Raw genomic sequence first — 22,847 nt, forward strand, 5'->3', positions numbered from 1 at the left:
TAATATAATATTTTATTTAACTGTAAATTCAAGAAGCTTACTTTTAAGTTCATTTTCTATTTTTGATAGTTCAACTTCTGCTTCTTGTCTCTTTATTCTACCATCATGTTGTATCTTAACTACTTCATCAATAGTTGATATTAAAGATTGATTAGTTTTCTTAATTGTATCTATATCTACAATTCCTCTTTCTGATTCTTTTGCTGTTTCTATTGTTCCCATCTTTAGGGTTTCTGCATTTTTTAATAAAAGCTCATTTGTCATATTACTAACTTCACGCTGTGCTTTCATAGCTTGATTTAAGTGAGAAATTCCAAGAGCAAGTACTATCTGATTTTTCCATAATGGAATTGTATTTACTATAGTTGATTGAATCTTCTCTGCCATCAAATTATTACTATTTTGAACTAGTCTTATCTGTGGAGCCATTTGAAGTGATACCATCCTAGTCAATTCTAAGTCATGAATCTTCTTTTCAAATCGGTCACAAAGTGAAACCATATCATTTACAGATTGAGCATCTTCTGTTGAGCCAGATAAACTAGCTTTTTCTCTTAATTTTGGCATTTCGTATTCTTTCATATCTTTAAGCTTTTGCTTCCCTGCTATAATATACATAGTAAGTTCTTTTGAATAAGCTAAGTTCAGCTCATACATCTTATCAAGCATCGCTATATCTTTTAATATTTTAACCTGATGCTTTTGAAGTTCTTTACTTACTTTATCTACATTTACCTCTGCACTGTCATACTTAGTCTTTAGATTTGAAATTTTATTATTTGCTTTTTTAAAAATTCCTAAAAAACCACCTTGTTCTTTTTCATCTGCTGAAAATGCTTTTAAATCAGTAACTAGATTTGTAAGCATATCTCCAACTTCTCCTAAATCTCTAGTCTTAACACTCTTTAAAGCTGTTTCAGAAAACCCTGCTACCTTTTTTTGGGCTCCAGCTCCATATTGTAAAATCATATTTGTGTTTGTAATATCTATTTTTTCTGCAAATTCCTTTACCATCTTACGTTCAGATTCAGATAATTTTTCTTCTTCTGGGTCTTTTTCTTTCTTTTTCATTAATAGGTCAGAGTTATTTATATCACTTGTATTTGATTCTTCTCCAAATGGGTCAAGTGTTAAAGTTGGCATAACTGGTATATCATCTAAATTATTCATTATATCTTTCTCTCCTCTTCCTTTATAAAGTACTGATAACTTATATATTACATATTTTATAACTACTTAATTGTTCAAAAATAACAGAATATTTTTTATATTGAAGTTAAAATTTACCACTCGTTAATCCTTCTTGAACTAACATATTCTCTAAAACAGTAATATCTGTAGATATGTCGATTGCTTCATCTTCAAATAAATAGTCTAATTGGTTTTCAAAAGCTATTACAATTGTACTCATTGTGTTTTCAATACTTTCCATAGTTGTTGTTATATTTTCTCTATCTATCCCTTGTTCTTCCAATGTATGATATGAATTCAATAGCTTCAAAGTGGTTGGAAGATAATAGTCCATAAATTTTTGTATTTGAGTAAGTTTTGATGGGTCATGTTTTACAACATCAAATATTTTACTTGTAACATCTTCTACTTGTACAATTTTATTACACATTGATTCTGATTTAATATTTTTATTAGCTTCTTTTATTTGTGTTAAATAATTCATTCCAGCATTTATAATTTTATCAACTTCATTAACTTCATCAGTTTTTTCTTCTTCTTTAACTTCATATGCTACATCTTCATATTTTGGTGGAATAAAATCTTCATTTGTCAACACAATTTGATTACTTCTTTTATCAATATAAGTATTTATAAAGTAGTTTTTGTCTATCATCTTTTGTACATCTTTTATTATAAAATTTAATGATTTAGATGTACTCTCTGCAATAAGTTCTACCGGAATAATATTTCTATTATTTATTATTGTACAATATTTTTTATAACGAGAAATTTGGTCTCCTAATCTCTTTCCTTTAAAAATACAAACGCCTCCTATAATTAAAAATACTGCACATACTTGAATAGGAAGTATTACAGCCCATCCAATTATAATAGAAATAGTTGAAAGTACTAGAGCTGATAACGTAAATAAGCCAACTAGACCCCAACCAACTATTTTTAAAAATTTACTTAAAAATGAATTTATTAACACAGATTTTTTGGAAAAATTTTCTGATTTATACATAGTTTATATCCTTTCATTTTCATTAATATTATTAATATATTGCAGTTTGATTATACAATTACTTACTTATTACTGTCAAGGAATTTGAATTTCTACAAATTAATTCAAATAAAGTAATAGACTTAAATATAAGTATATTTTAAATCAAAAATATACTTATATTTAACTCCATATAAAAATAAGAGAACTCAACTTTAATTAAATTTAAGTTCCCTCATTTTTATTTTTATATAAATATAATTAGCATTGTTTATCTTGGCTATACATATTGATGAAAATTTATATTAATAAAGATTTGCAAATATCTCTCTTATTTCTTCTCTGCTAAGCTCTACATAATTATTAGCAAGTAATCTTTGTTGATTAGCTATTGTACTATCTGTAAATTCATCTATCTGACTTTCTACCATTCCATACTCTCTCAAAGCTTTTTTAGCTATTAATTTATTTAAAAACTTTTCTAATTCTCCATAAACATCACAATTAGAATCACACTCAAGAGCATCTGCTAGAATTTTTGTACATTTTGTAATTTTTCCATCAGGATTTTTTCTAGAATACATCTTAAATACTTCAGTAAAGAACTGATAATTTGCTTCACCATGTGCAACATGGAAAGCTGCTCCAATTGAATAAGATAGAGCATGAACTGCTGCACAACCAGCATTTCCAAAAGCAATTCCTGCATAATTTGATGCAAGAACAAAATCCTTAAGATGATTAAATCTCTCCTCATCCCCTTTTTCAACTATTTGTTTGTAGCCATCCATAATCATTTTTATTGCCTGTAAAGAATACATTTCTGTAAATGGACTAGCTTTTGGAGAAAGATAAGATTCAATAGCATGTATAAGTGCATCTACTGAACTTGTAACAAAGAATTTATAAGGTAATCCCTTCACTGTCTCTGGAATTAGCACTGCATAATCTGCATAAGTTTCTTCTACTGCAAGCCCTTTTTTAGTATGCTTAGATTTTAATTCTGCAATGGCTACATTTGTTACTTCACTACCTGTACCACATGTTGTAGGAACTACTACTAACTCTTTTATCTTTTTAGGTGCTACATCTCCTTCAAATAAGTCAATAGATTTTTCTGGAACATCAAGTGCTAATATCTTACATATATCAACTATTGTTCCTCCTCCAAAGGCGATAATTCTATTGAAATCAAATTTCTTCATTTCTTTTGTCATAGAATCTATCATTTCATCAGAAGGTTCACCTGTTCCAAACTTTTCTTGGAAAATTAGATTAGTCTCTATTCCAAGAGGCTTCATATATGGCTCATATATAAATTCATTTGTGATTACTAAATCATTTTTTCCTATTTTAAATTCTTCGTTAAACTCTTTAAATGTATCAAAATAAAATATCTTTGGAACTACTCTAAGTGCTTCCATTATTAACACCCCTCTATTATTAATATTTCTCATTAAATCTTTTTTCAAATTCTAATGCTAGACTTTCTCTTACACTTGGATGAGCTATATTAATTAAATTTCTTGCTCTTTCTCTAAGAGATTTTCCTTTTAGCTCTGCTATTCCATACTCTGTTACAATGTAATCAACATCATTTCTTGATGTTGTTATAGGTGCACCTTCATCCACAATAGAGACGATTTTTGAAATTACTGTACCATCCTTTTTTGTAGTTATTGAAGGCATAGCTATAATTGCTTTTCCATCTTCTCCCATAGATACTCCGCGTATAAAGTCTACCTGTCCTCCAACTCCACTAAACTGTCTAAGACCCATTGCTTCTGCAACCACTTGTCCCATCAGGTCAACTTGTATAGCAGAGTTTATAGAAACCATTTTATGCTGTTTCATTATAACTGCTGGATGGTTTACATAGTCTACAGGCTTAACTTCAACTGCTGGATTATTATGTGCAAAATCATACAATTTTTTAGTACCCATTAAGAATGTAACTGTCATTTTTTCTTTATCAAAATTTTTATATTTACCATTTATAACGCCCTTTTCAAAAAGAGCTAAAGTTCCGTCTGAAATCATTTCTGAATGAATTCCTAAATCCTTTTTGTCTGTCAAAAATAACATAACTGCATCTGGAATTCCACCAATTCCAAGTTGTAAAGTAGAACCATCTTCAATTAGTGAAGCACAATTTTTACCTATTGCTTCTTCTACTTCTCCAATCTTTGCAGGTTGTAATTCATATAAAGGTTGTGATTTTTCCACTATATAATCAAACTCTGACACATGAACTACTTCACCATAAGTTCTAGGAAACTGGTCATTTACTTGAACAATTACTGTTCTAGCAGTTTTAATAGCTTCATAAGTATAGTCAACTGATGTCCCTAAGCTACAATATCCATGTTCATCTGGTGGAGTTACCTGAGCTAAAACAACATCACATTTTAACCTTTTTTCTCTGATTAATTTTGGTACTTCATGAAAGAATGCAGGTGTAAAATCGCCATCTCCGTTCTCAATTGCTTTTCTTACATTTCCACTTACAAACATTGGATTTACTCTGAAATGAGCTTCCATTCCCTTAGAAGTATATCCACCACTACCTAAACTTACCATGTGTTTAATCTCAACATCTTTATATTGCTCAGCATTTTCAATCATAGCTTCTACTAGTGCAGGAGGTTCACCTACACAATGTGCAAATACTACAGTATCTCCGTTTTTAATCTGCTTTACGGCCTCTGTAGCACTACATAATTTACTTTGATATAATTCTTGCCAATTCAATGAAATCCCCCCATTTAGCTCTTTTTTAAGTTTCACAAATTGCTGATTCAATTATATTTATAGCTCTTTCTATATGGCTAAAATCCCATATTTTAATGCACTTATTTTTCACTTTATATTGTTGATAGGATGCGCATAAAGTTGCGCATCCTCCAATTATAAGTAACAAATCATATTCCACATTTTCTTGTGCTATACTAAAATCTACTCTACCATTGAAGTGCTCTTTGATTATTGTAAGAGCCTTCCCTCTTTCGTATCTAGGGTTACAGCCCCCACAAAATCTAACTCCACAGGTCATGTGTAAATTCTCCTTCTAAAAATTTCTTTTTATGATAATCCACTACTATTTTATAATTATTTCTTATCCCATATATTTTTTTATTAATTAAAATCGATATACTTTTCCCTTTTATATATCAACTTGTAAATTTCCTATAAATTTAGAGCTTCTTCTTTTTTTATTCCTGCAATTGTCTTAGCTAGTTCTTTCTTTTGATTTATGTTTCCTTGTCTTGAAATCATTATTCTTTGAGCTTGTGGTGAACCTGCTCCGTGCATTGACTCAGTTCTATAACCAACAGCAGATGAACCAAGACATATGTTTTCTAAGAATCTTAATACTCTCATTCTTTCTTCTGTTGAAGCCACTGAAGAAGCTTTAAAATACTTATTACATACTTCCCCAATAGTCATTCCACTTGTTCCAACTTTAAGGTCTGATTTAAAATCTTTTTCTGAAGGCATAGTAACCATAAGACCACCAGCTATATCTTCTGCAAGTCTTACTATCTCATAAGGGAATCTAGTTACATTTTGTTTACATACATTTGCAAGAAGTAAATCTATTTGATAGTTTCCAGCTTCTGTCTTATGTCCTTCTGATGAACATGCTATACCACAACAATATAAACTTTCATTAAGGTGAGTCATTTCTATTAATTTATCTTTTATATGTGAAGCTTTGTTTGCTCCATTATAATCAGCTGCCAAAGCTGCTGCGCCTATTATTACATCACCTACACCTACTTTACATCCACCATAACTTTGTCTGTGGTATCCAGCAAATCTCTCAACTAACATACCAGAATAATCCCACTCTCCACATAAGAAAATTCTATCATTTGGAACAAATACATTATCAAATACTACTAAAGCTTCCTGACCACCAAATTCTTTATTTCCTAAATCAACATCTGCGCCTTCTTCTAATTTTCTAGTATCACAAGATTGTCTTCCATAAATCATGAATACACCCTCAGCATCTGAAGGAACTGCAAATGATACAGCATAGTCTTTATCTGCTTCTGTCATACTTATAGTAGGCATTATAAGGTGCTCATGTGAATTTATTGAACCAGTTTGGTGCGCCTTTGCTCCTCTTACAACTATACCATCTTCTCTTCTTTCTACTATATGAAGAAACATATCTGGGTCAGGTTGAGCACTAGGTGATAATCCTCTATCTCCTTTAGGGTCAGTCATAGCTCCATCAACTACTAAATCGTTTTCTTGTATATAAGTTAAGTATTTTACAAAATTATCATGGTACTTAGTTCCATGAGCCTTATCACATTCAAATGTTGTTGAATATACTGCATTAAACGCATCCATACCAACACATCTTTGGAAACAAGAAGCTGTTTTTTGACCACATAGTCTTTGCATTTTTACTTTTTTTACTAAATCATCAGTACTTTGATGAAGATGCCCAAATCTATTTATTTTTTCGCCTGTAATATTTGAAGTAACTGTCATTAAATCTGCATATTCTGGGTCATGAGCTAAATCATAAGTTGCTGCTACACAATTTATAGATGGTCTAATCATAGGATGGTCCACCCAGTTTTTAACCTCTTCTCCAAACATATAAACTTTAGTATTTAATTTTCTCAAACTTTCAATATATTGAGCTCCTGTCATTAATGCCATAATAAAACCACTCCTTTTTTTTATAAAAATTTTTATTTATGTTAATTATAATACTTACTTCTTATGTCTGTTTCTTCATATTTTAAATTTAGTATAATACTCTGCTTTAAATTTGATTTATGTCTTAAATTCATTCTAAATTAAAACATATTCATATTTTAATTTAGAATGAATATTTTTTTGTCTAACTTCTATCCCCAAAGTTCCTCATCTGTAGGAACTTCATTTTCTGGCATATAATAAGCAATTCTAGAAACATTAATTAAATGCTTATAATCAAGATTTTCAGAAATACTATTATTTCCCCAAGAACCACAGCCTAGAGTATTAGTAGGCGCAAGACCATTAAAGAAACTTCCTCCAGCACTAGTAGCACAACATTGATTAATAACAAATCTTGATACCTCTATATTTTCTCCTGCATATTCTATATTTTTAACTGTATTTGAATGTATAGATACACTATGTCCTTTTCCTTCCACATTTAAATTTTCTTTGGCAATAGCTACTCCTTCTTCAAAGTCTTTATACTTATATGCAGATATAACTGGACACATTTTTTCTTTTGCAAGTATATCCTCTTCTCCTGGACCATCAGCTTCTATTACTATTATTTTTGTATCTTCTGGTATTTCAACACCTGCAATTTTTGCAATTGCATGAACAGATTGACCTACTGCGTCTTTATTCATAGCTTTATTTATAAACATAGCATTTCTAAAAGCTTCTTTTTGTGCATTATCTCTAACTATAAAACCTTTATTATTTTTAAATTCATCCATTACTTTATCAAACATTTCTTCTGCTACTATCACTGATTGCTCACCTGAACAAATTATACCGTTATCAAAGATTCTTCCTGCTATGATTTTAGGCACTGCTTCTTTAATATCTACATCTCTATCTATGATACATTGAACATTCCCTGCACCTACACCAAGTGCTGGTTTTCCACTTGAGTATGCAGCTTTTACCATTCCCATTCCACCAGTAGCAATTACTACATCTGCTGATGAAATTAAATTTCTTGTATTTTCTCTTGATTGTTGGTCAAGTATTTGTATTAAATTTTCTGGTGCTCCTATTTTTTCTAATTCTTCATTAATCATATCTACAGTTTTAGTACTACATCCAATTGCTTTATGGTGTGGTGTGATAATGATTGCATTTCTTCCCTTAAGTGCAAACATTGCATTACTCATAGGTGTAACGATTGGATTTGTACAAGGAGTTATCGCCGCTACTACTCCAATTGGTTTAGCTACCTTTGTTATTCCAGTTTCTCTATCTATATCAATTATACCAACTGACTTTTTATCTTTTAGATTGTTATATATAACTTTTGCTTTACTTTTATTTTTAGCTACCTTGTCTTCATATACTCCCATTCCAGTTTCTTCTACAGCAAGTTTAGCTAAGTACTCAGAATTATAATATACTACTTTTCCAACTATCTTTACTATTTTATCTACTTGTTCTTGAGTATAACATTCAAATTCTCTTTGAGCTTTTCTAGCTCTCTCAATATAACCATTAATGTATTCCTTACTTAAATCTTCAAAGTTTTCTACTGCTTTTTCCATTTTCAATCTGCCTCCAATTTATTAAATATTTTTATAATGCACTTTTAAAAGTTTCAGACTTTTTCATTGTACCTGTATTCATAAATTTACTATGCCATGATAAAGCTTCATCCAATATATGAGGAGTTTGTTTTGCTCCATTTTGACAGGCTCTATTTAAATAATCTCTAAGTTGTTCTTTATAGTCTGGATGAGCACAATTTTCTATTATTTTTATAGCTCTTTCTCTAGGTGCAAGACCTCTTAAATCAGCATACCCCTGTTCTGTTACAATTACCATCACATCATGTTCAGTATGGTCTACATGAGATACCATAGGTACTATTGATGATATATCACCATTTTTTGCAATTGACTCAGTACTAAATATAGTTATTGCTCCATTTCTAGCAAAATCACCAGAGCCACCAATACCATTCATCATCTTTGAACCCATAATATGAGTAGAATTTACATTTCCATAAATATCAACTTCAATTGCAGTATTCATTGCAATTACTCCAATTCTTCTAGCTATTTCTGGATTATTACTAATCTCTTGAGGTCTCAATATAATCTTATCCTTAAAGAAATCAATATCCTCTTCAAATTTTATTAATCCTTCTGGTGATGGACTTACAGACGTAGTAGATGCCATTGTAACTTTACCCATTCTTATTAAATCCAACATAGAATCCTGAACAACCTCTGTATAGCAAGTTAGACTTTCAAATTCAGATTCACACAATCCATATAAAACAGCATTGGCTACACTTCCTACACCAGATTGAAGTGGAAGTAGATTTTTTGACAATCTACCTGACTTTACTTCTTCTTTCAGAAAAGCGATAATATTATTTGATATTTTTTTTGAAGCTTCATCTACAACACCTAATGGACGTGTTTTATCTTGCATATTAGTGATTACTATTCCTGCAATCTTATCTAAGCCACAAGGTATATATGTCGTTCCAATTCTATCTTTAGGATGATTTATTTCTATTGGCTTTCTATTTGGAGGATTTTCTGTAATATATATGTCTGCCATTCCTTCCATTTCCATTGGTTTTGCAAGATTTATTTCAACTATTACTTTATCTGCACTTTTTATAAAGGAAGGTGAATTCCCAATTCCACTAGTAGGTATAATATCCCCATTTTCAGTTATTGCAAGTGCTTCTACTATAGCTACATCTACTTTAGGTATAGTTCCATAGTTTAAAAATTGAGTAGAATGACTTAAATGCATATCTATATAATTAACAACACCTTTATTAATATTATTTCTAAGTGTAGAATTAGTTTGATAAGGAAGTCTTCTTTCAATTATACCTGCTTCTGACCATGCTCCATCTACCTCTGGACCTAAAGATGCTCCTGAATATACAGTTAACTTTATCTTGTCTCCTCTATTAGCTCTTTCTGCAACTGCTAATGGCACTGCTTTTGGATAACCTGAAGGTGTAAATCCACTAAGTCCAACAACCATTCCATCATTTATAATTTTAGCAGCTTCATCTGCATTCATGATTAAATCACATAACTTTTTATTTCTTAATCTTTCACTTAATTCTTCAAATACTCCTTCATTATTCATAAATATCCCCCCATATAAAGTCTTATTTACATTGGAAGTTTGTGTAAAACTATAACCAATATAACTTTAGTTAACAATGCAAATGGATACGTGGCTCCATATCCTGCTGCTGGGTCATCACTATCAAGAGCATCAACTGCTGCTCCAAGACCTGGAGTTGATGTCATACCACCACAGACAGCTCCAGATAGTAAAATCCAGTTTAATTTAAATATATATTTACCAACTAAGAATCCTATCATCATAGCTGTAACACCTACTACTATTGCTACAAAAGCTAGATGCATACCAGATGTCATAATTGAATCAACTACTTTACCACCATATCTTAATCCAACTATTGCTAAGAAAAATACTAGACCTATTTGTTTTAAAATATTTAAAACCTTTTCTTCCATTCTGAAATTTACTGCCCCTATTTTACCTATATATCCAAGTACTAGAGATACAATTAGTGAACCTCCTGTAGCTCCTAGTGTGAAGTATCCTAATGGGCCCATAAATACATTTATTCCTCCCACTAAGTATCCAGCTAGACATGTTAAGAAAAATGTTATTATATTAAATGGAACTTCTGGTATCGTTTTTCCTGCAACACTATCTCTTGCTTCTTTCATTTCTTTTTCATATTTTCTTCTTTCCTCTTTAAGGTCCATCCTAAATATTCTTGGAAGGAAATTTACACCTAGTATTACTATTAAAACTCCAAAAGGATATGCAACTGCATGCCCTATACCAACACCAGCTTCAGCATAAGCAATATATTTATCTATTTGCTCTTGAGTTAGTGATGTAGTTGTTTTTACATCCAGTTTTCCTTCTGGGTCAACAATTTTTAAAATTTCTTTCTTATCTTCTATTGAAGCTTTCTCAAACTCTTTTGATACATCTTCTGCATGTTTACCAGCTGTTTCTAGCGCAGCAGCTAATCCAGGTGAACTTGTTAATGCTCCTGTATAAACACCAGAAACTTCATAAGCACTACTTCCTTTATCACTTGATAGTAAAGTCATTGCATAAGTCATAGAACCACCTATAAAAGTTATAAGAACTCCTAAAACTACAAATCTTGCTCCATACTTCTTTAATACAGCTTTCATATCTTTTGCTGCCAATAAACCAACTGCTGCAACAAATATGATTAAAAAGAAATCAAAGAAGTCAGGAGAAATAATTCCATTTCCCATCATTACAGTTGCTGCCTTATATCCTGCTGCTGTTTCTCCTTTTGCTATTACTGAATTCCCCAAGCTATATGCAAGCCATCCAATAAATAATCCTGTAAATAATGCTCCTGATACTCCAAAATTAAACTTCCCAAATTTAATTTTTCCAAATAAAATTCCTGTAATTACAGCAGCAAACATAAGGACAAAAGGATTCATTAAAAAATCCATTAACTCAAACTTCACTAAATCACTCCCTTTCATCGTTATTAAATTAACAATTCTTACTAAAAAATATATTCCTCCTTTCTCCCTAAAACTTTATTTTGTTATTAAATTAACATTTCTAACTAAAAAAATTTTCTCTTATTAATATCAATCTTTTTCTTTAGGATTTAATTAACAATCTAATCTCAAAAATAATCATTTATTTTTGAATAGTTAAATTTTTAATATTCGTTGCTATATCTGCCTTATAAGTTAACTCTTATCAAACTATATCAGCTATTTCCTTTTGTTAATTTAATAATAGCACTATTCTTAATAGATTGAAAATATCAAAAACTTATGCTATGATAGTTTAAAGCTATTCTATTTTTTTACAACAATATACAAAACTTATATTGTCGTTAATTATATACTTGTCACTAATATATAAATGAAAGGAATTAATATCCAATGAATATAAACTATCTATATTATTTTCAAACTGTTTGTAAGTATAAAAATATGACTAAAGCTGCTGAAAGTATTCATATCTCCCAGCCATCCATAACATTAGCCATCAAGGAATTAGAAAAAGAACTTGGTTTTGAGCTTTTTTACAGAATAGGAAACAAAATAGAGTTAACTCCTGAAGGAAATATTTTTTTAGATAAATCAAAAAATTTTACAAGACAATTTGAAGATTTTCAAAGTGATGCACTAGATTTAGGAAAAAAGAGAAAAGCATCTCTTAAAATAGGTATTCCTACAGTCTTAGGTACTTTTTTGCTTTCAAAAATACTGCCTAGATTTAATGTGATTTATCCAGATATAGAGCTTAAAATATTTGAAGTTCCAACATTTGTTGGAGCTAAAATGATTGAAGAATCTTCACTTGATTTTTGTATTGGTATAATTGATAGTGATATTTATGATGATATAGATTCAAAAACAATCTATAAAACAGAATTGTATTTAGTTACAAATCCTAAAAATGAATTAGCAAAACAACCTATTATTTCAAATTATATGTTAAAAAATGTACCTTTTGTCATATTATCTGAAGGTTCTTATCATTATAAGATTATAACAAAAAGACTTGAAAAAGCTAAGCCAAATATAATTTTGCATTCAAATCAACTTTCTACTATACGTTATTTATTAGAAAATAACTTAGCTTCAACGATATTGTATAAAGAGATATTTCAAAATACAGAAAATCTCTGTTCAATTCCGTTAGAACGTGCAATTACTGCAAACATTGGTGTTCTTTGGAGAAGAAATCAATATATATCTCATAGTATGAGGCTTTTTATTGAATATATGGCATCTATTCAGATAAATTAGTATCTTTTATACTATAATAAGTACAAATATTTAATTTAAATAATACACTATAAATATTTTAGAGTATCAGCATAAAAATAAAATATATAATCTTAGAAAATTGTAATTGTATACATTTACATCTAAATATTATTATACTGATACTTTAACAATATTTTTTAATTGATAATCATATTTTAATCTGTCCTACTTGGACAACCTAACAAAAAACCCACGCATCCTGAGACAAAATCTCTCATCTGTGAAATAGTACCTAAAGAAGCTGGAGCTACAGTTGTAAAATTCCTTACAACAAAAAGTACTATTAATGCTACAACACAAATTACAGTAGCTATAATAATTTGTAATTCACTAGTTTCTCCTTCTTCAACACTTTCAATTTTATTAACAGGTTCTTTTTTTTCGTAATTATCTGTTTCTGAAGTAAACCCAATGGTATTTTTGACATTCATTACATTATTTTGACTTGATTCTTGAGCTTTATTAGATGAATTATCGTCTATAAAAAGATTTGAGGATACATCTGTATTTATATACTTTCTTGAAGGTCTCTTTATAAAATTTGCGCTTAGAAAATAACCAAATATAGCTGCTGAAGTTGTTCTAACTACTACATCAATGGTTGTAGTATCTTGTGAATTTACTTCATTAATAAATAAATTATATATAGATTGAAACATGAGTATTGCCATTACAATTATTAGACATCTGTCAATTAGTTTGATTTTATACCAGGCTTTTTTTATATTTTTTATAAATTTATGTTTTTTATACATAGATATTATCACCTCTCACAATAAAATTAAGCCCTCTTTACTATAATATGTAAAGAGAACTTAATGGTGAGATTATGCTATATTTTATGTAAAAAAACATATAAAAATTAAATTATTTGTCTAAAATCATCAAATCTTTAGGAAATTTAGTAAGTCTTTCTGGACCATTTTTAGTAATTAGAACAGTGTCCTCTATTCTAACTCCACCCCATCCTGGAAAATAAATACCTGGTTCCATTGTTATTATACATCCTTCTTCTATGGTTTTATCACCATAATTACCAATGAAAGGCTCTTCATGGATGTCTCTACCAACTCCATGACCTATTCCTTGATAATAATAATCTTCATATTTCTTAACAACTTTTCTTATTTTAGCATCTGGAATTGTAGCATGTACACCAACTTTCATGTTTTCAACACCTATATTTTGTGCTTCTTTAACCAAATTATATACCTCTAATTGCTTTTCAGAAGCTTCTCCAACTATAAAGGTTCTAGTTGTATCAGATATATATCCATTATACATAGCACCATAGTCTATAAGTACAAAATCTCCTTTTTCTATAATCTTATCACTAGGTTTACCATGAAGTAATGAAGTCTTTGCACCTGATATCAATATAGTCTCAAACCCTATATTTTGTGCTCCATTCATCTTCATAAAATACTCCAATTTTGTAGCTAATTCAATTTCGCTAACTCCAGCTTTTATATGTGGAATCAGTTCTTCTAATGCCTTATCTGCTATCTCACATGCTTTTCTTGTATTCTTAATTTCTTCCTCATCTTTTACATACCTTAATGTCTCTACTATGTTTTCTGTAGGTATTAATTCTCCATTATCTTTCTCAATTAGGTTTTTAAGTTCCTCGTATTTATCGAATACTATATTAGTTCTTTCAAATCCAAGTCTCTTTATACCTACTTTATCACATACACTTTTTACTGCTTTTGCCACACTTCTATCAAAATTATGCCAATTTATAATTTCAAATCCCTTACAAACATTTTCTGCAAGTTCCATATATCTACTATCAGTAACTAAGAAATTTCCATCTTTACAAATCACTGCATATGCTTCCTCATCAGGAAAACCACTTATATAATTTACATTGGTCTTCTTTGTTAAATACAGTGCATCAAGACCTTTGGATTCCAATAATTCAACTACTTTTTTTACTTTGCTCATGATTTTGCCTCCAAATAATAAATTTTACCTCAGTTATATTATATCACTAACTAATATTCTTTTTTATCTAATAGATATTTTATTTCTAAAATTTTTTCATGTTTTTCTAATTTTATTTTAAAATTTCATTAGTTTTTTAGAGTATATTTACACTTACAAATTGTATTTATATTCGTAGGTTCTATTATATTAAATTCTTTTCGTTTTATATAAACTCGACTTATATAAATTTAATATTTTAAGTCTTTAGACAATATTTTTTAGACAATAAAAAGAACATATAGTCATAATCACTAAGATTCTAACTATATGTTCTTACTTACATGTACAATCTATACTTATTTTGCAGTATATCCAGCTTTAATTAAAGTTTCAACTGCTAAATCACCTTTAGCTTCATTTACTAAAACTATTGGACCTGTACAACCCATACCACTTTCAGCATAGATTCCATTTTTCCACAACTCAGATACAGCATCTTCTAAATCCATTATATCAACACCAGCTATTTGACGAGTAACAACCTCTTTATTTGGCATTTTAACTTCTACTTTTTCAGTTTTAACTTCTTTCTTCGTAAGAGAGGCTATAATATCATCAAATTTTGCTTTTTTAACTTTTGCAAATTCATTTCTTGCAACATTACTTATATCTCCCTTTACAACATCATAAGCGTATTTTAGTGCATTTGCTACTACTGGAGAACCCGATGCTCTTGATACTATAAGAACGCTTCTATCATAGTCTTCTCCAACTCCTGGACCATATCCAAAACCTTGAGCCTCATAATCTCCACCTGTAGTATATGAAGAAAATACTTTCATAAATATATTTCCAGATAATGTATCAGTAACCATAACATCAGGTGCACCTACAAGTAAATCATTACCTCTCATTACACACCCACCATCTGCTCTAATTGAATCAGCAAATTCCATGTCATATCCATTATCTTTTAATTCTTTTAAACATTTCTCAACCTGTCTTGCTCCATCTACATTAAGTATTCCAACTCTTGGGCATTTATTACCCATTGATTTAGCTGTAGCAATACCATAAATAGCATTTCTCACCATTGCTTCTATTCTATTAGTAGCACTTGTTCCTGTTGTAGTTGCAAGTATCATTTCTTTTCCTTTAGCTGGAGTTATTACTCTACCTACTGTAGATACACCAATTGGAAAATTATAGTGCATAGTAACACAAGCATCAATGTATCCTGAATCTAATAATTCTTCCATCTTTGCATGCATTTCTTTTTCGTCATTAACTTCAACTACTTCAAGGTCAGTTTCTACTTTTGGTCCAATAAGTACTATATCAAATAAATTAGATTTTGCTAATTGTGCACCATTAACCATGTTCTCTACACCATGTTCACTTCCAAGTGTAGTCACACCAATTTTTACTTTTTTGCCAAATTCTCCGCTTTCTATTGCATTAGCTACTTCTAAGAATACATCTGCGATTACTTTTTTTGACATATCCTCACCCCTATTCTTCTAACATGTCTAGTGCTAGTTTTTTCATAGATTCAGCTATTATCTTCTTAATTTCATCTTTAGATATTCCTGAAGTCTCTTCAGTAATACCTGTATTTCTTTCAGCTATAAAAGATACTCCATCAAATAAGTTAGTCATTCTTCCTAAGAATAAACTACCTTTTCCAACTATCATAGCTCTATTTCTCTCTCCTGTAGTTAAATCATCTATTAAAAATCCTATATAAGGAGCTCCTGATGGTATATGTCCTTGAGTTGGTGCCCATCCTGGTAATCCTTTATTAGAAACAAACTCTTTTAACTCTTTCTTTTCTAAGTCTCCACGCTTAACAGCAAGTGCTCCTATCATTTTGTAGTTTGCTTCTGGAACATCTCCTGCTCCTGCTGGCTTAGTTATATCTGGGTTTTGCATTTCAACAGAGTATACATCAACATCTGTTATTTTTAAATTAGCTCTATCAAGACCTGAAGTTATAAGTGCTGTCATAACTGCTTGAGGTGAAGAACCAGTTCCAACAGTATGCTTACCTGTTAAATCAGTTCTTATAACTGGATTTACACCATCATTTTCAGATACAAGTACTGCAAATCCTCCAACAACATCTTCAAGTACAGGAAGTCCTTTTTTAACATGGTCCTTAGCATTCATTCCAAGCTTAGCACTTGCTCCACCTGCTACTACCATTACATTTTTATGTATTCCAGCTTTTACTAGAGCTGCAGCTTGAATCAATGCATGTGTTGGTGCTGCACAGAATCCTCTTGTATCAGAACCAGTTGCGTTTTGAAGTCCTGCTATCTCAGCTATTGATTTAGCAAAGTTTCCTCCACCTCTTTGGTTTATATCTCCACAAGCTTCTTCTGAACACTCAATAACATAATCTATTTCAGTAGGGTCTATTTTGCTATGTCTTAGCATTTGAATAGCAGATAAAACTCCAGATGCTTTTACTACTAAATTTTCAAACATTGTATGGGCATTTAAGTTAACATCTACATCATGTGCTCTTTTTACATAACCAATGAATTTTCCATCATGGTATAGTCCTTCTGCTATGTGTGTTGCTACTAATTCTTTACCTTCTTCTATATCATCACCCTTTAATTTGCCTACAAATGGTGCAATTTCAGGGTAGTTATTTTCGATTTTTGGTTTTACTTCATCAATAAATTCTTGCGATAATTTTACTAAATCAAATGCATCACTTATTTGCATTAAAGCTATGAACTCATCTTGAGGCATTATTTCTCCAAATTTACCATTTCTAGTTCCCTCAATCTTTTGTTCACACCATGGCATTGGTAAATCTCTTAATTCCTCTGGTCTTCTATTTCCTATATAAACTTGATTTGGCATGTAGTTAACTACATCTTCGTAACTTCTTATATGATTACTTACTTCTTTTAAAAATTCTGAATCTGGATTTGTTGCTCTTTCAACTGTACAAGTACTTCCATTTTGCACTATCATATCTGGAGTATGAATAAGTACATAGCCTGCCCCTTTTAAAACTGGATAAGTCATTTTGTGCACCTCCATAAATTTTATGAACACTTATTTTTTAATTTGATTAAAGACTCTAATTATTGTATTTTTATTTTGTTGTATATTTAATTCTCTTATTGTTTATGTATTTTAGTATTTTTTAAGATTTCATGAATGAATAACTCCAATTTACCCATTCATGAAATCTATATTATTTTTTTGTGTATAGTTATTTTTTATTTTTAGTGTGTGTTTATATTTTTATCTATATAATATATGTGTGTGTTATTTTTATTTTTCAAATACTGTTTGACCATCTACTTCTGTAGTTAAAGAGTTTAATGCTTTTTCTACAAGGCCTCTTCTTAGGGCTTTTTCCTCTGTAGGGTCAAGCGCTGGATTTCCAAGTGGATGAGGTATTGCTATAGTTGGAACTATTCTATTAGCCCCTACTGTTAATGAAATAGGTACTACTGTACACATATGAACTACTGGAAGTCCAGTTTTTTCTATTTCTTTTACCATCGTTGCACCGCAACGAGTACAAGTACCTCATGTAGAAGTTAATATTACTGCATCTACACCATCAGCCACTAATGCTGCTCCAATTTCAGAAGCATATTTTTTAGAGTTTGCAACAGATGTACCATTACCTACAGTTGTGTAGAAAGTTTCATGTAACTTTCCAATTACACCTTCTTTTTCTAAATCTCTAAGAACATCAACAGGTAATACTCTATCTGCATCTAAATTTGCATACACTGGGTCATATCCACCATGTGCAGTTTCATAAGTCTCTTCTGTTAAATCCATAACTCCTGCTATAGAATAAGTTCCATATTTAGAAGCTGAAGAAGACTCTATTCTATCTGGATTTCCTTTTGGAACTATACCACCTGAAGTAACTAAAGCTATTTTGCATTTTGATAAATCTTTTACAGCGTTACTTGGGTCAACTCTATCAAAGTTTGGCATTGGGTATTCAGTTTCAAATGGTTCACCTTTTATTTTCTTAACTAACATGTCAACAGCTCTCTTAGAACCTCTGTCTTCATGGAAGTAATTGACTCTTATTCCTCTAGCCATGTATCCTTCATCTTTAGGATTTCCAATTTCTTCTCCATTAGCAAGTTTTACTGCAAGTTTTGCTATTTTAGGAAGTGCTTTTCTCATACCTGCTGCAGAATCAGAAGTTTCCACTACATAAACTTCTTTTTTGAACATATCCGCACCTGGATTTTCAATATACATACCTGTTAGAGCTGGTATATTTAAAGCATCTTTTACAACTTTAGTTATTGTTCCAGCAGCAACTCCATATCTACCAGCATTAAATGCAGGACCAGCTATGAAAAGTTGTGGTTCAAAACCTTTTATCATTCCTAAAACTTCTTCACTTGCACTATCTATATTTTCATTGAAGTAGCTATCTCCACATACTACTGTTCCAACTATTTCAATATCTTCACCTAATAATTTATCAAGTTGTAAACTTATTGGAGGTAAAGTTTCTGCCACATGTGGCTTAGTATCAGCTTTTTCTTCTCCACCTATACCAGCAAAGAACTGATTAATATAATGTACCGCTTTTAGTTTTCCCATCTTTTAGTTTCACCCCTTTTGCTTTTAGGCATTAAAATTTACAGAATTCTTCTCTTATACCAGACATTTCTTCTTCTATTTCTTCAACTTCTAAAACCATTTCCATCATACTTATTTGATCTTCATATACAGTTTCATCAAATAAAGCTTTCATTGGTTCCTCTACAACATGGTAAACGCTTAATCCTAAAGCAACTCCAGCAAGTGGTCCAGCGAAAGTTGGATCCCCAGCAGTTACTGTTTCGGCTGCAAGACCTGCAGCTTCGGCTTCAGCAGCACCTAGTAAAATCACAACATTTTCAGCTCCGAATTTATCAGCAGCTTCTTTAACTCTGTTTTGATTTTCTAAGTCCATAGCCCCAGCAGCAGTTCAGACAAAGCATTCTGTAGATGAGAAAACAACCTCTGCTCCTTCTACTGTTTTTACGCATTCTTCTATCGCAGGTCCTGGTATACCATCACGGTCACCTATTATAAGAACCTTTTTATTACTAAGTAAACTCATAATAATCCTCCTTATTCTATTTCTAATATATTTTTTATATCTATAACATTTATTATAATTTATCTATAATATGTTTAATTAACATTACTCAATCGTTTAATAAAATACTTCTTAATATCCTTTAGCTGTTAAATGACCAAATCCTGTTTCATTAGTTGCACCTGTTATAGCTTGTATTTCAACTTCAATAGTTCCATCAGCCTTTAAGCTTCCATCAGAACCACCAGCTATTACATCTACTACTTCTAAGTGACCAATTACTTTATCTAATTTAGGAAGTACTACAACTTGATTAGCATTTCCACCTGTTACAACAGCATCAGCTCTTACATCTGCATCTGCAAGTGATTGAGAACCTCCATCACGTCCAGCATATTCATCTGTAACTATAACTGTTTTTACTCCTTGCATTTCTATCTTTTTACAGTTCATTATAAGGTCAGTATCTGGATTTCCAAAACCTTCTTGTGAAACTATAACCGCATCTAATCCTAAATACTTACATAATTTAGAAGTCCAGTTTGAAGATCTTTCTTTATCTGCTAGGTAAACATTTTCATTAGTTATAATTACACCCACAAAGTTTATATCTTTACCATGTCTTGCATATAAGTCTTCAACAACTCCATTGTTTATATGAACATAACTTGGGTTTTTGTCACATGCAGAAACACAGTTACCACTTACAATTGCTCCGTCCATTAATTCTGTTGGATATAATAAAGTTGGTACTATTTGTTTTGCATCTACTCCATATACATAAGTATCATGTAATAATCCTTGAGTCTGAAGCATATAAACATATCCTACTTTTGGAAGTTCTGGATATTCTTTTATTGATTCAAGAAGAGGCTTAGTTTCATATACTGAAACTTCATCTGGAGTGAGATTTCTTGCTACTTCTCCTAAATACATTGCTGCTTTAAATCCTATCATTCTAACAGCTTTTTCATGAGCATATTGTTTTAAACCATCAATAGGTTCAGCTATTACTACTACATTATTTAATTTAGAAAATGGAGTGTATTTAGCTCCTTCACCAGTCATGTCTACTATACCTTCTTGGAAACCTACTATTTTTCCAGTAGTTACAACAGCTACACCTTTTAAAGCATGAGTTTTTCCTTCTCCTACAGTGTCAACTTTAGACATGATACCTGGGAATATTCCCCCATTACCTTCAACTTTTACTCTTGGTTCAATAACATCTTTTACAGGTGTTATTCTTACGCTTTCACCTGGACGAGCTAATTCTATATCTATAGATTTTATATGCTCATCTCCACCAATCTCTTGTAGCATCTCTTGCTTATTGATGAATAATACTCCATCTTTTACTTCTGTTACATCGCCAAATTGAATATCTTTTATAAAGATTTTCCCTAATTCAAGACGCATACTTGCACCTCCTGTTATTTAATTTGTGTATATGCATTTGAGTTTTTCTCAAAATTATATCATTTTATAACTTTTTTTAAAGATAATTTTATAATATAGCATTTTTATGTCTTAAATATTTGTTATATTATTAAAAAATATTTACTGTAAAAAAATTATTTTATTTAAAATTATTTTTTTAACAAACTTAGATATAAAAACCTCTTTTATCTTATTAAAATATATTTTATTTTATTGTTAATATTTTGCCAATATCTTAAAGATATTTTTTAATCATGTCTTCTATATTAGGAACTGTAGCATCATCTTTAGTAACTTCAGCTACTTTTTCCCCATCTTTGTATATAGCCATAGTTGGAAGACCTAATACTTTTTGTTTTATAGCTAATCTTCTAGCTTTTGTTGTATCCATCTTACAGAATTTTATTTTGTCCCCATAAGTTTCAGCTAATTTATGAACATCTGGCATTAAAGCTTTACAAGGCTCACAACCTTCACTCCAAAAATCAACAAATACAAAACCTTCTGCGTTTAAAACTTCTTCTTCAAATGTAGCCTTATCTAAATCTAACATTTTATTTTTCCCCCTTGAAATTTTTATTTTATTTTAAATATCATTCATTGAATTTAATTTACATACTTTTAGTTTCCAAACTTTTCATCAATATATTTCTCAGCTACTATAGATGCAATTGCTCCATCATTAGTTGCAGTTACAACCTGTCTTAGAGTTTTAGATCTACAATCTCCTGCTGCAAATACACCTGGTATGTTAGTTTTCATGTCTTCATCAGTTATTATATAACCTTTTTCATCCATATCAACTTTACCTTTGAATAAATCAGTTTGAGCATCTAATCCAACGAAAACAAATACTCCCATTGTTCCATCTTCTTCATCTGCAAAATATTCATGAGTTTCTCCAGTAATTTTATTTTTAAATACAACTGACTCTAATATTCCATCACCTTTTATTTCTTCTATTACTGTATCTAATAAGAACTCTATCTTTGGATTAGCCTTTGCTTTTTCTTCAACACTCTTAGCACATCTAAATCCTTGTCTTCTATGTACAATTGTTACTTTTCTAGCAAATTTAGTTAAATACATTGCTTCCTCTAATGCACTATCTCCTCCGCCTACAACAAATACTTCAAAATCTTCAAAGAAGTCTGCATCACAAGTTGCACAATATGAAACACCTTTACCAGTAAGTTCTTTTTCCCCTGGGCAACCAATTTTTCTTGGAGTTACTCCTGTTCCTATTATTACTGCTTTAGCTCTATATTCTGCTTTTTGTCCTTTTAAAACTTTTATATCTCCATCTAGTTCAGTATCTACAATGTTATCTCTTAGAATTTCTGCTCCAAACTCTTTGCATTGTTCAACCATTCTAGCTATTAGACTTGGTCCCGTTGCATTTGGAACTGACCCTGGATAATTTGCAATTTCATGTGTTATTACAATTTGCCCACCAGTCTTGTCTTTTTCTAGGATTAGAGTATTCAACTTTGCTCTTGCTCCATAAAGCCCTGCTGCAAGTCCTGCTGGTCCTGAACCAATTATTACTAAGTCATACACATTTTCCATTTTGACTTATCCTCCCTAATTATATTTCTCATTTTATTTAATATTAAATTAGATTTAATAT

At 30.6% G+C, this 22,847-nt stretch carries 19 protein-coding genes; 1 reads left to right on the forward strand and 18 read right to left on the reverse strand.

Going from position 1 to position 22,847, the window contains the following annotated elements; translation table 11 throughout:
* Nucleotides 1-12: 12 nt before the first annotated feature.
* The 9 genes from ACTG47_RS12465 to ACTG47_RS12505 all read right to left on the reverse strand — a co-directional run bounded on the left by ACTG47_RS12465 (nt 13) and on the right by ACTG47_RS12505 (nt 11,430).
* The gene (locus ACTG47_RS12465) at nt 13-1,170 is read right to left on the reverse strand and encodes a toxic anion resistance protein (protein ID WP_169467701.1); all 1,158 of its coding nucleotides are present in this window, start codon (nt 1,168-1,170) and stop codon (nt 13-15) included.
* 106 nt (nt 1,171-1,276) lie between these two features.
* Entirely contained in the window at nt 1,277-2,197 is a 921-nt protein-coding gene (locus tag ACTG47_RS12470) for a 5-bromo-4-chloroindolyl phosphate hydrolysis family protein (protein ID WP_169467699.1), read from the reverse strand.
* A gap of 284 nt (nt 2,198-2,481) precedes the next feature.
* Nucleotides 2,482-3,600: a 4-hydroxybutyrate dehydrogenase gene (locus ACTG47_RS12475; RefSeq protein WP_169467697.1), complete on the reverse strand. Its 1,119-nt coding sequence runs from the start codon at nt 3,598-3,600 to the stop codon at nt 2,482-2,484.
* A 19-nt stretch (nt 3,601-3,619) separates the two neighbouring features.
* Nucleotides 3,620-4,927 (reverse strand): acetyl-CoA hydrolase/transferase family protein, encoded by a 1,308-nt coding sequence (locus tag ACTG47_RS12480; RefSeq protein WP_169467695.1) that lies wholly within the window; start codon nt 4,925-4,927, stop codon nt 3,620-3,622.
* 25 nt (nt 4,928-4,952) lie between these two features.
* The gene (locus tag ACTG47_RS12485) at nt 4,953-5,228 is read right to left on the reverse strand and encodes a hypothetical protein (RefSeq protein ID WP_169467693.1); all 276 of its coding nucleotides are present in this window, start codon (nt 5,226-5,228) and stop codon (nt 4,953-4,955) included.
* Nucleotides 5,229-5,362: 134 nt separating this feature from the next.
* Complete coding sequence (gene abfD, locus ACTG47_RS12490; protein WP_169467691.1) at nt 5,363-6,859, reverse strand: 4-hydroxybutyryl-CoA dehydratase/vinylacetyl-CoA-Delta-isomerase; 1,497 nt, start codon at nt 6,857-6,859, stop codon at nt 5,363-5,365.
* Between the two features lie 191 nt (nt 6,860-7,050).
* Nucleotides 7,051-8,442, reverse strand: a complete 1,392-nt coding sequence (locus ACTG47_RS12495; RefSeq protein ID WP_479924797.1) for an aldehyde dehydrogenase family protein — start codon at nt 8,440-8,442, stop codon at nt 7,051-7,053.
* A gap of 31 nt (nt 8,443-8,473) precedes the next feature.
* Nucleotides 8,474-10,018: an acetyl-CoA hydrolase/transferase family protein gene (locus ACTG47_RS12500; protein ID WP_479924798.1), complete on the reverse strand. Its 1,545-nt coding sequence runs from the start codon at nt 10,016-10,018 to the stop codon at nt 8,474-8,476.
* Nucleotides 10,019-10,044: 26 nt separating this feature from the next.
* Nucleotides 10,045-11,430 (reverse strand): aspartate-alanine antiporter-like transporter, encoded by a 1,386-nt coding sequence (locus tag ACTG47_RS12505; protein WP_479924799.1) that lies wholly within the window; start codon nt 11,428-11,430, stop codon nt 10,045-10,047.
* A gap of 432 nt (nt 11,431-11,862) precedes the next feature.
* Between ACTG47_RS12505 and ACTG47_RS12510 the strand changes: the two genes are divergently transcribed.
* Nucleotides 11,863-12,735: a LysR family transcriptional regulator gene (locus ACTG47_RS12510; RefSeq protein WP_479924800.1), complete on the forward strand. Its 873-nt coding sequence runs from the start codon at nt 11,863-11,865 to the stop codon at nt 12,733-12,735.
* 176 nt (nt 12,736-12,911) lie between these two features.
* On the opposite strand, the gene ACTG47_RS12515 is transcribed toward ACTG47_RS12510, so the two are convergent.
* The 9 genes from ACTG47_RS12515 to trxB form a co-directional block, all read right to left on the reverse strand.
* Entirely contained in the window at nt 12,912-13,511 is a 600-nt protein-coding gene (locus tag ACTG47_RS12515; protein WP_479924801.1) for a hypothetical protein, read from the reverse strand.
* Nucleotides 13,512-13,623: 112 nt separating this feature from the next.
* Nucleotides 13,624-14,703, reverse strand: a complete 1,080-nt coding sequence (locus ACTG47_RS12520) for a M24 family metallopeptidase (RefSeq protein WP_479924802.1) — start codon at nt 14,701-14,703, stop codon at nt 13,624-13,626.
* Between the two features lie 338 nt (nt 14,704-15,041).
* Nucleotides 15,042-16,187: a glycine/sarcosine/betaine reductase complex component C subunit alpha gene (grdD, locus tag ACTG47_RS12525; protein ID WP_479924803.1), complete on the reverse strand. Its 1,146-nt coding sequence runs from the start codon at nt 16,185-16,187 to the stop codon at nt 15,042-15,044.
* 10 nt (nt 16,188-16,197) lie between these two features.
* Nucleotides 16,198-17,730, reverse strand: a complete 1,533-nt coding sequence (gene grdC / locus ACTG47_RS12530) for a glycine/sarcosine/betaine reductase complex component C subunit beta (protein ID WP_479924804.1) — start codon at nt 17,728-17,730, stop codon at nt 16,198-16,200.
* Between the two features lie 252 nt (nt 17,731-17,982).
* Complete coding sequence (gene grdB, locus ACTG47_RS12535; RefSeq protein WP_169467675.1) at nt 17,983-19,293, reverse strand: glycine reductase complex selenoprotein B; 1,311 nt, start codon at nt 19,291-19,293, stop codon at nt 17,983-17,985.
* A 31-nt stretch (nt 19,294-19,324) separates the two neighbouring features.
* Nucleotides 19,325-19,798 carry a glycine/sarcosine/betaine reductase complex selenoprotein A gene (gene grdA / locus ACTG47_RS12540; RefSeq protein WP_079739759.1) on the reverse strand — a complete coding sequence of 158 codons (474 nt, stop codon included), beginning with the start codon at nt 19,796-19,798 and terminating at the stop codon, nt 19,325-19,327.
* A 111-nt stretch (nt 19,799-19,909) separates the two neighbouring features.
* On the reverse strand, nt 19,910-21,196 hold the full coding sequence (locus ACTG47_RS12545; RefSeq protein WP_169467673.1) for a glycine/sarcosine/betaine reductase component B subunit: 1,287 nt from the start codon (nt 21,194-21,196) through the stop codon (nt 19,910-19,912).
* 256 nt (nt 21,197-21,452) lie between these two features.
* Nucleotides 21,453-21,770, reverse strand: a complete 318-nt coding sequence (gene trxA, locus ACTG47_RS12550) for a thioredoxin TrxA (protein ID WP_169467671.1) — start codon at nt 21,768-21,770, stop codon at nt 21,453-21,455.
* 68 nt (nt 21,771-21,838) lie between these two features.
* The gene (gene trxB / locus ACTG47_RS12555) at nt 21,839-22,786 is read right to left on the reverse strand and encodes a thioredoxin-disulfide reductase (protein ID WP_479924805.1); all 948 of its coding nucleotides are present in this window, start codon (nt 22,784-22,786) and stop codon (nt 21,839-21,841) included.
* Nucleotides 22,787-22,847 lie beyond the last annotated feature (61 nt).

Source organism: Clostridioides sp. LIBA-6622 (genome assembly GCF_056716095.1).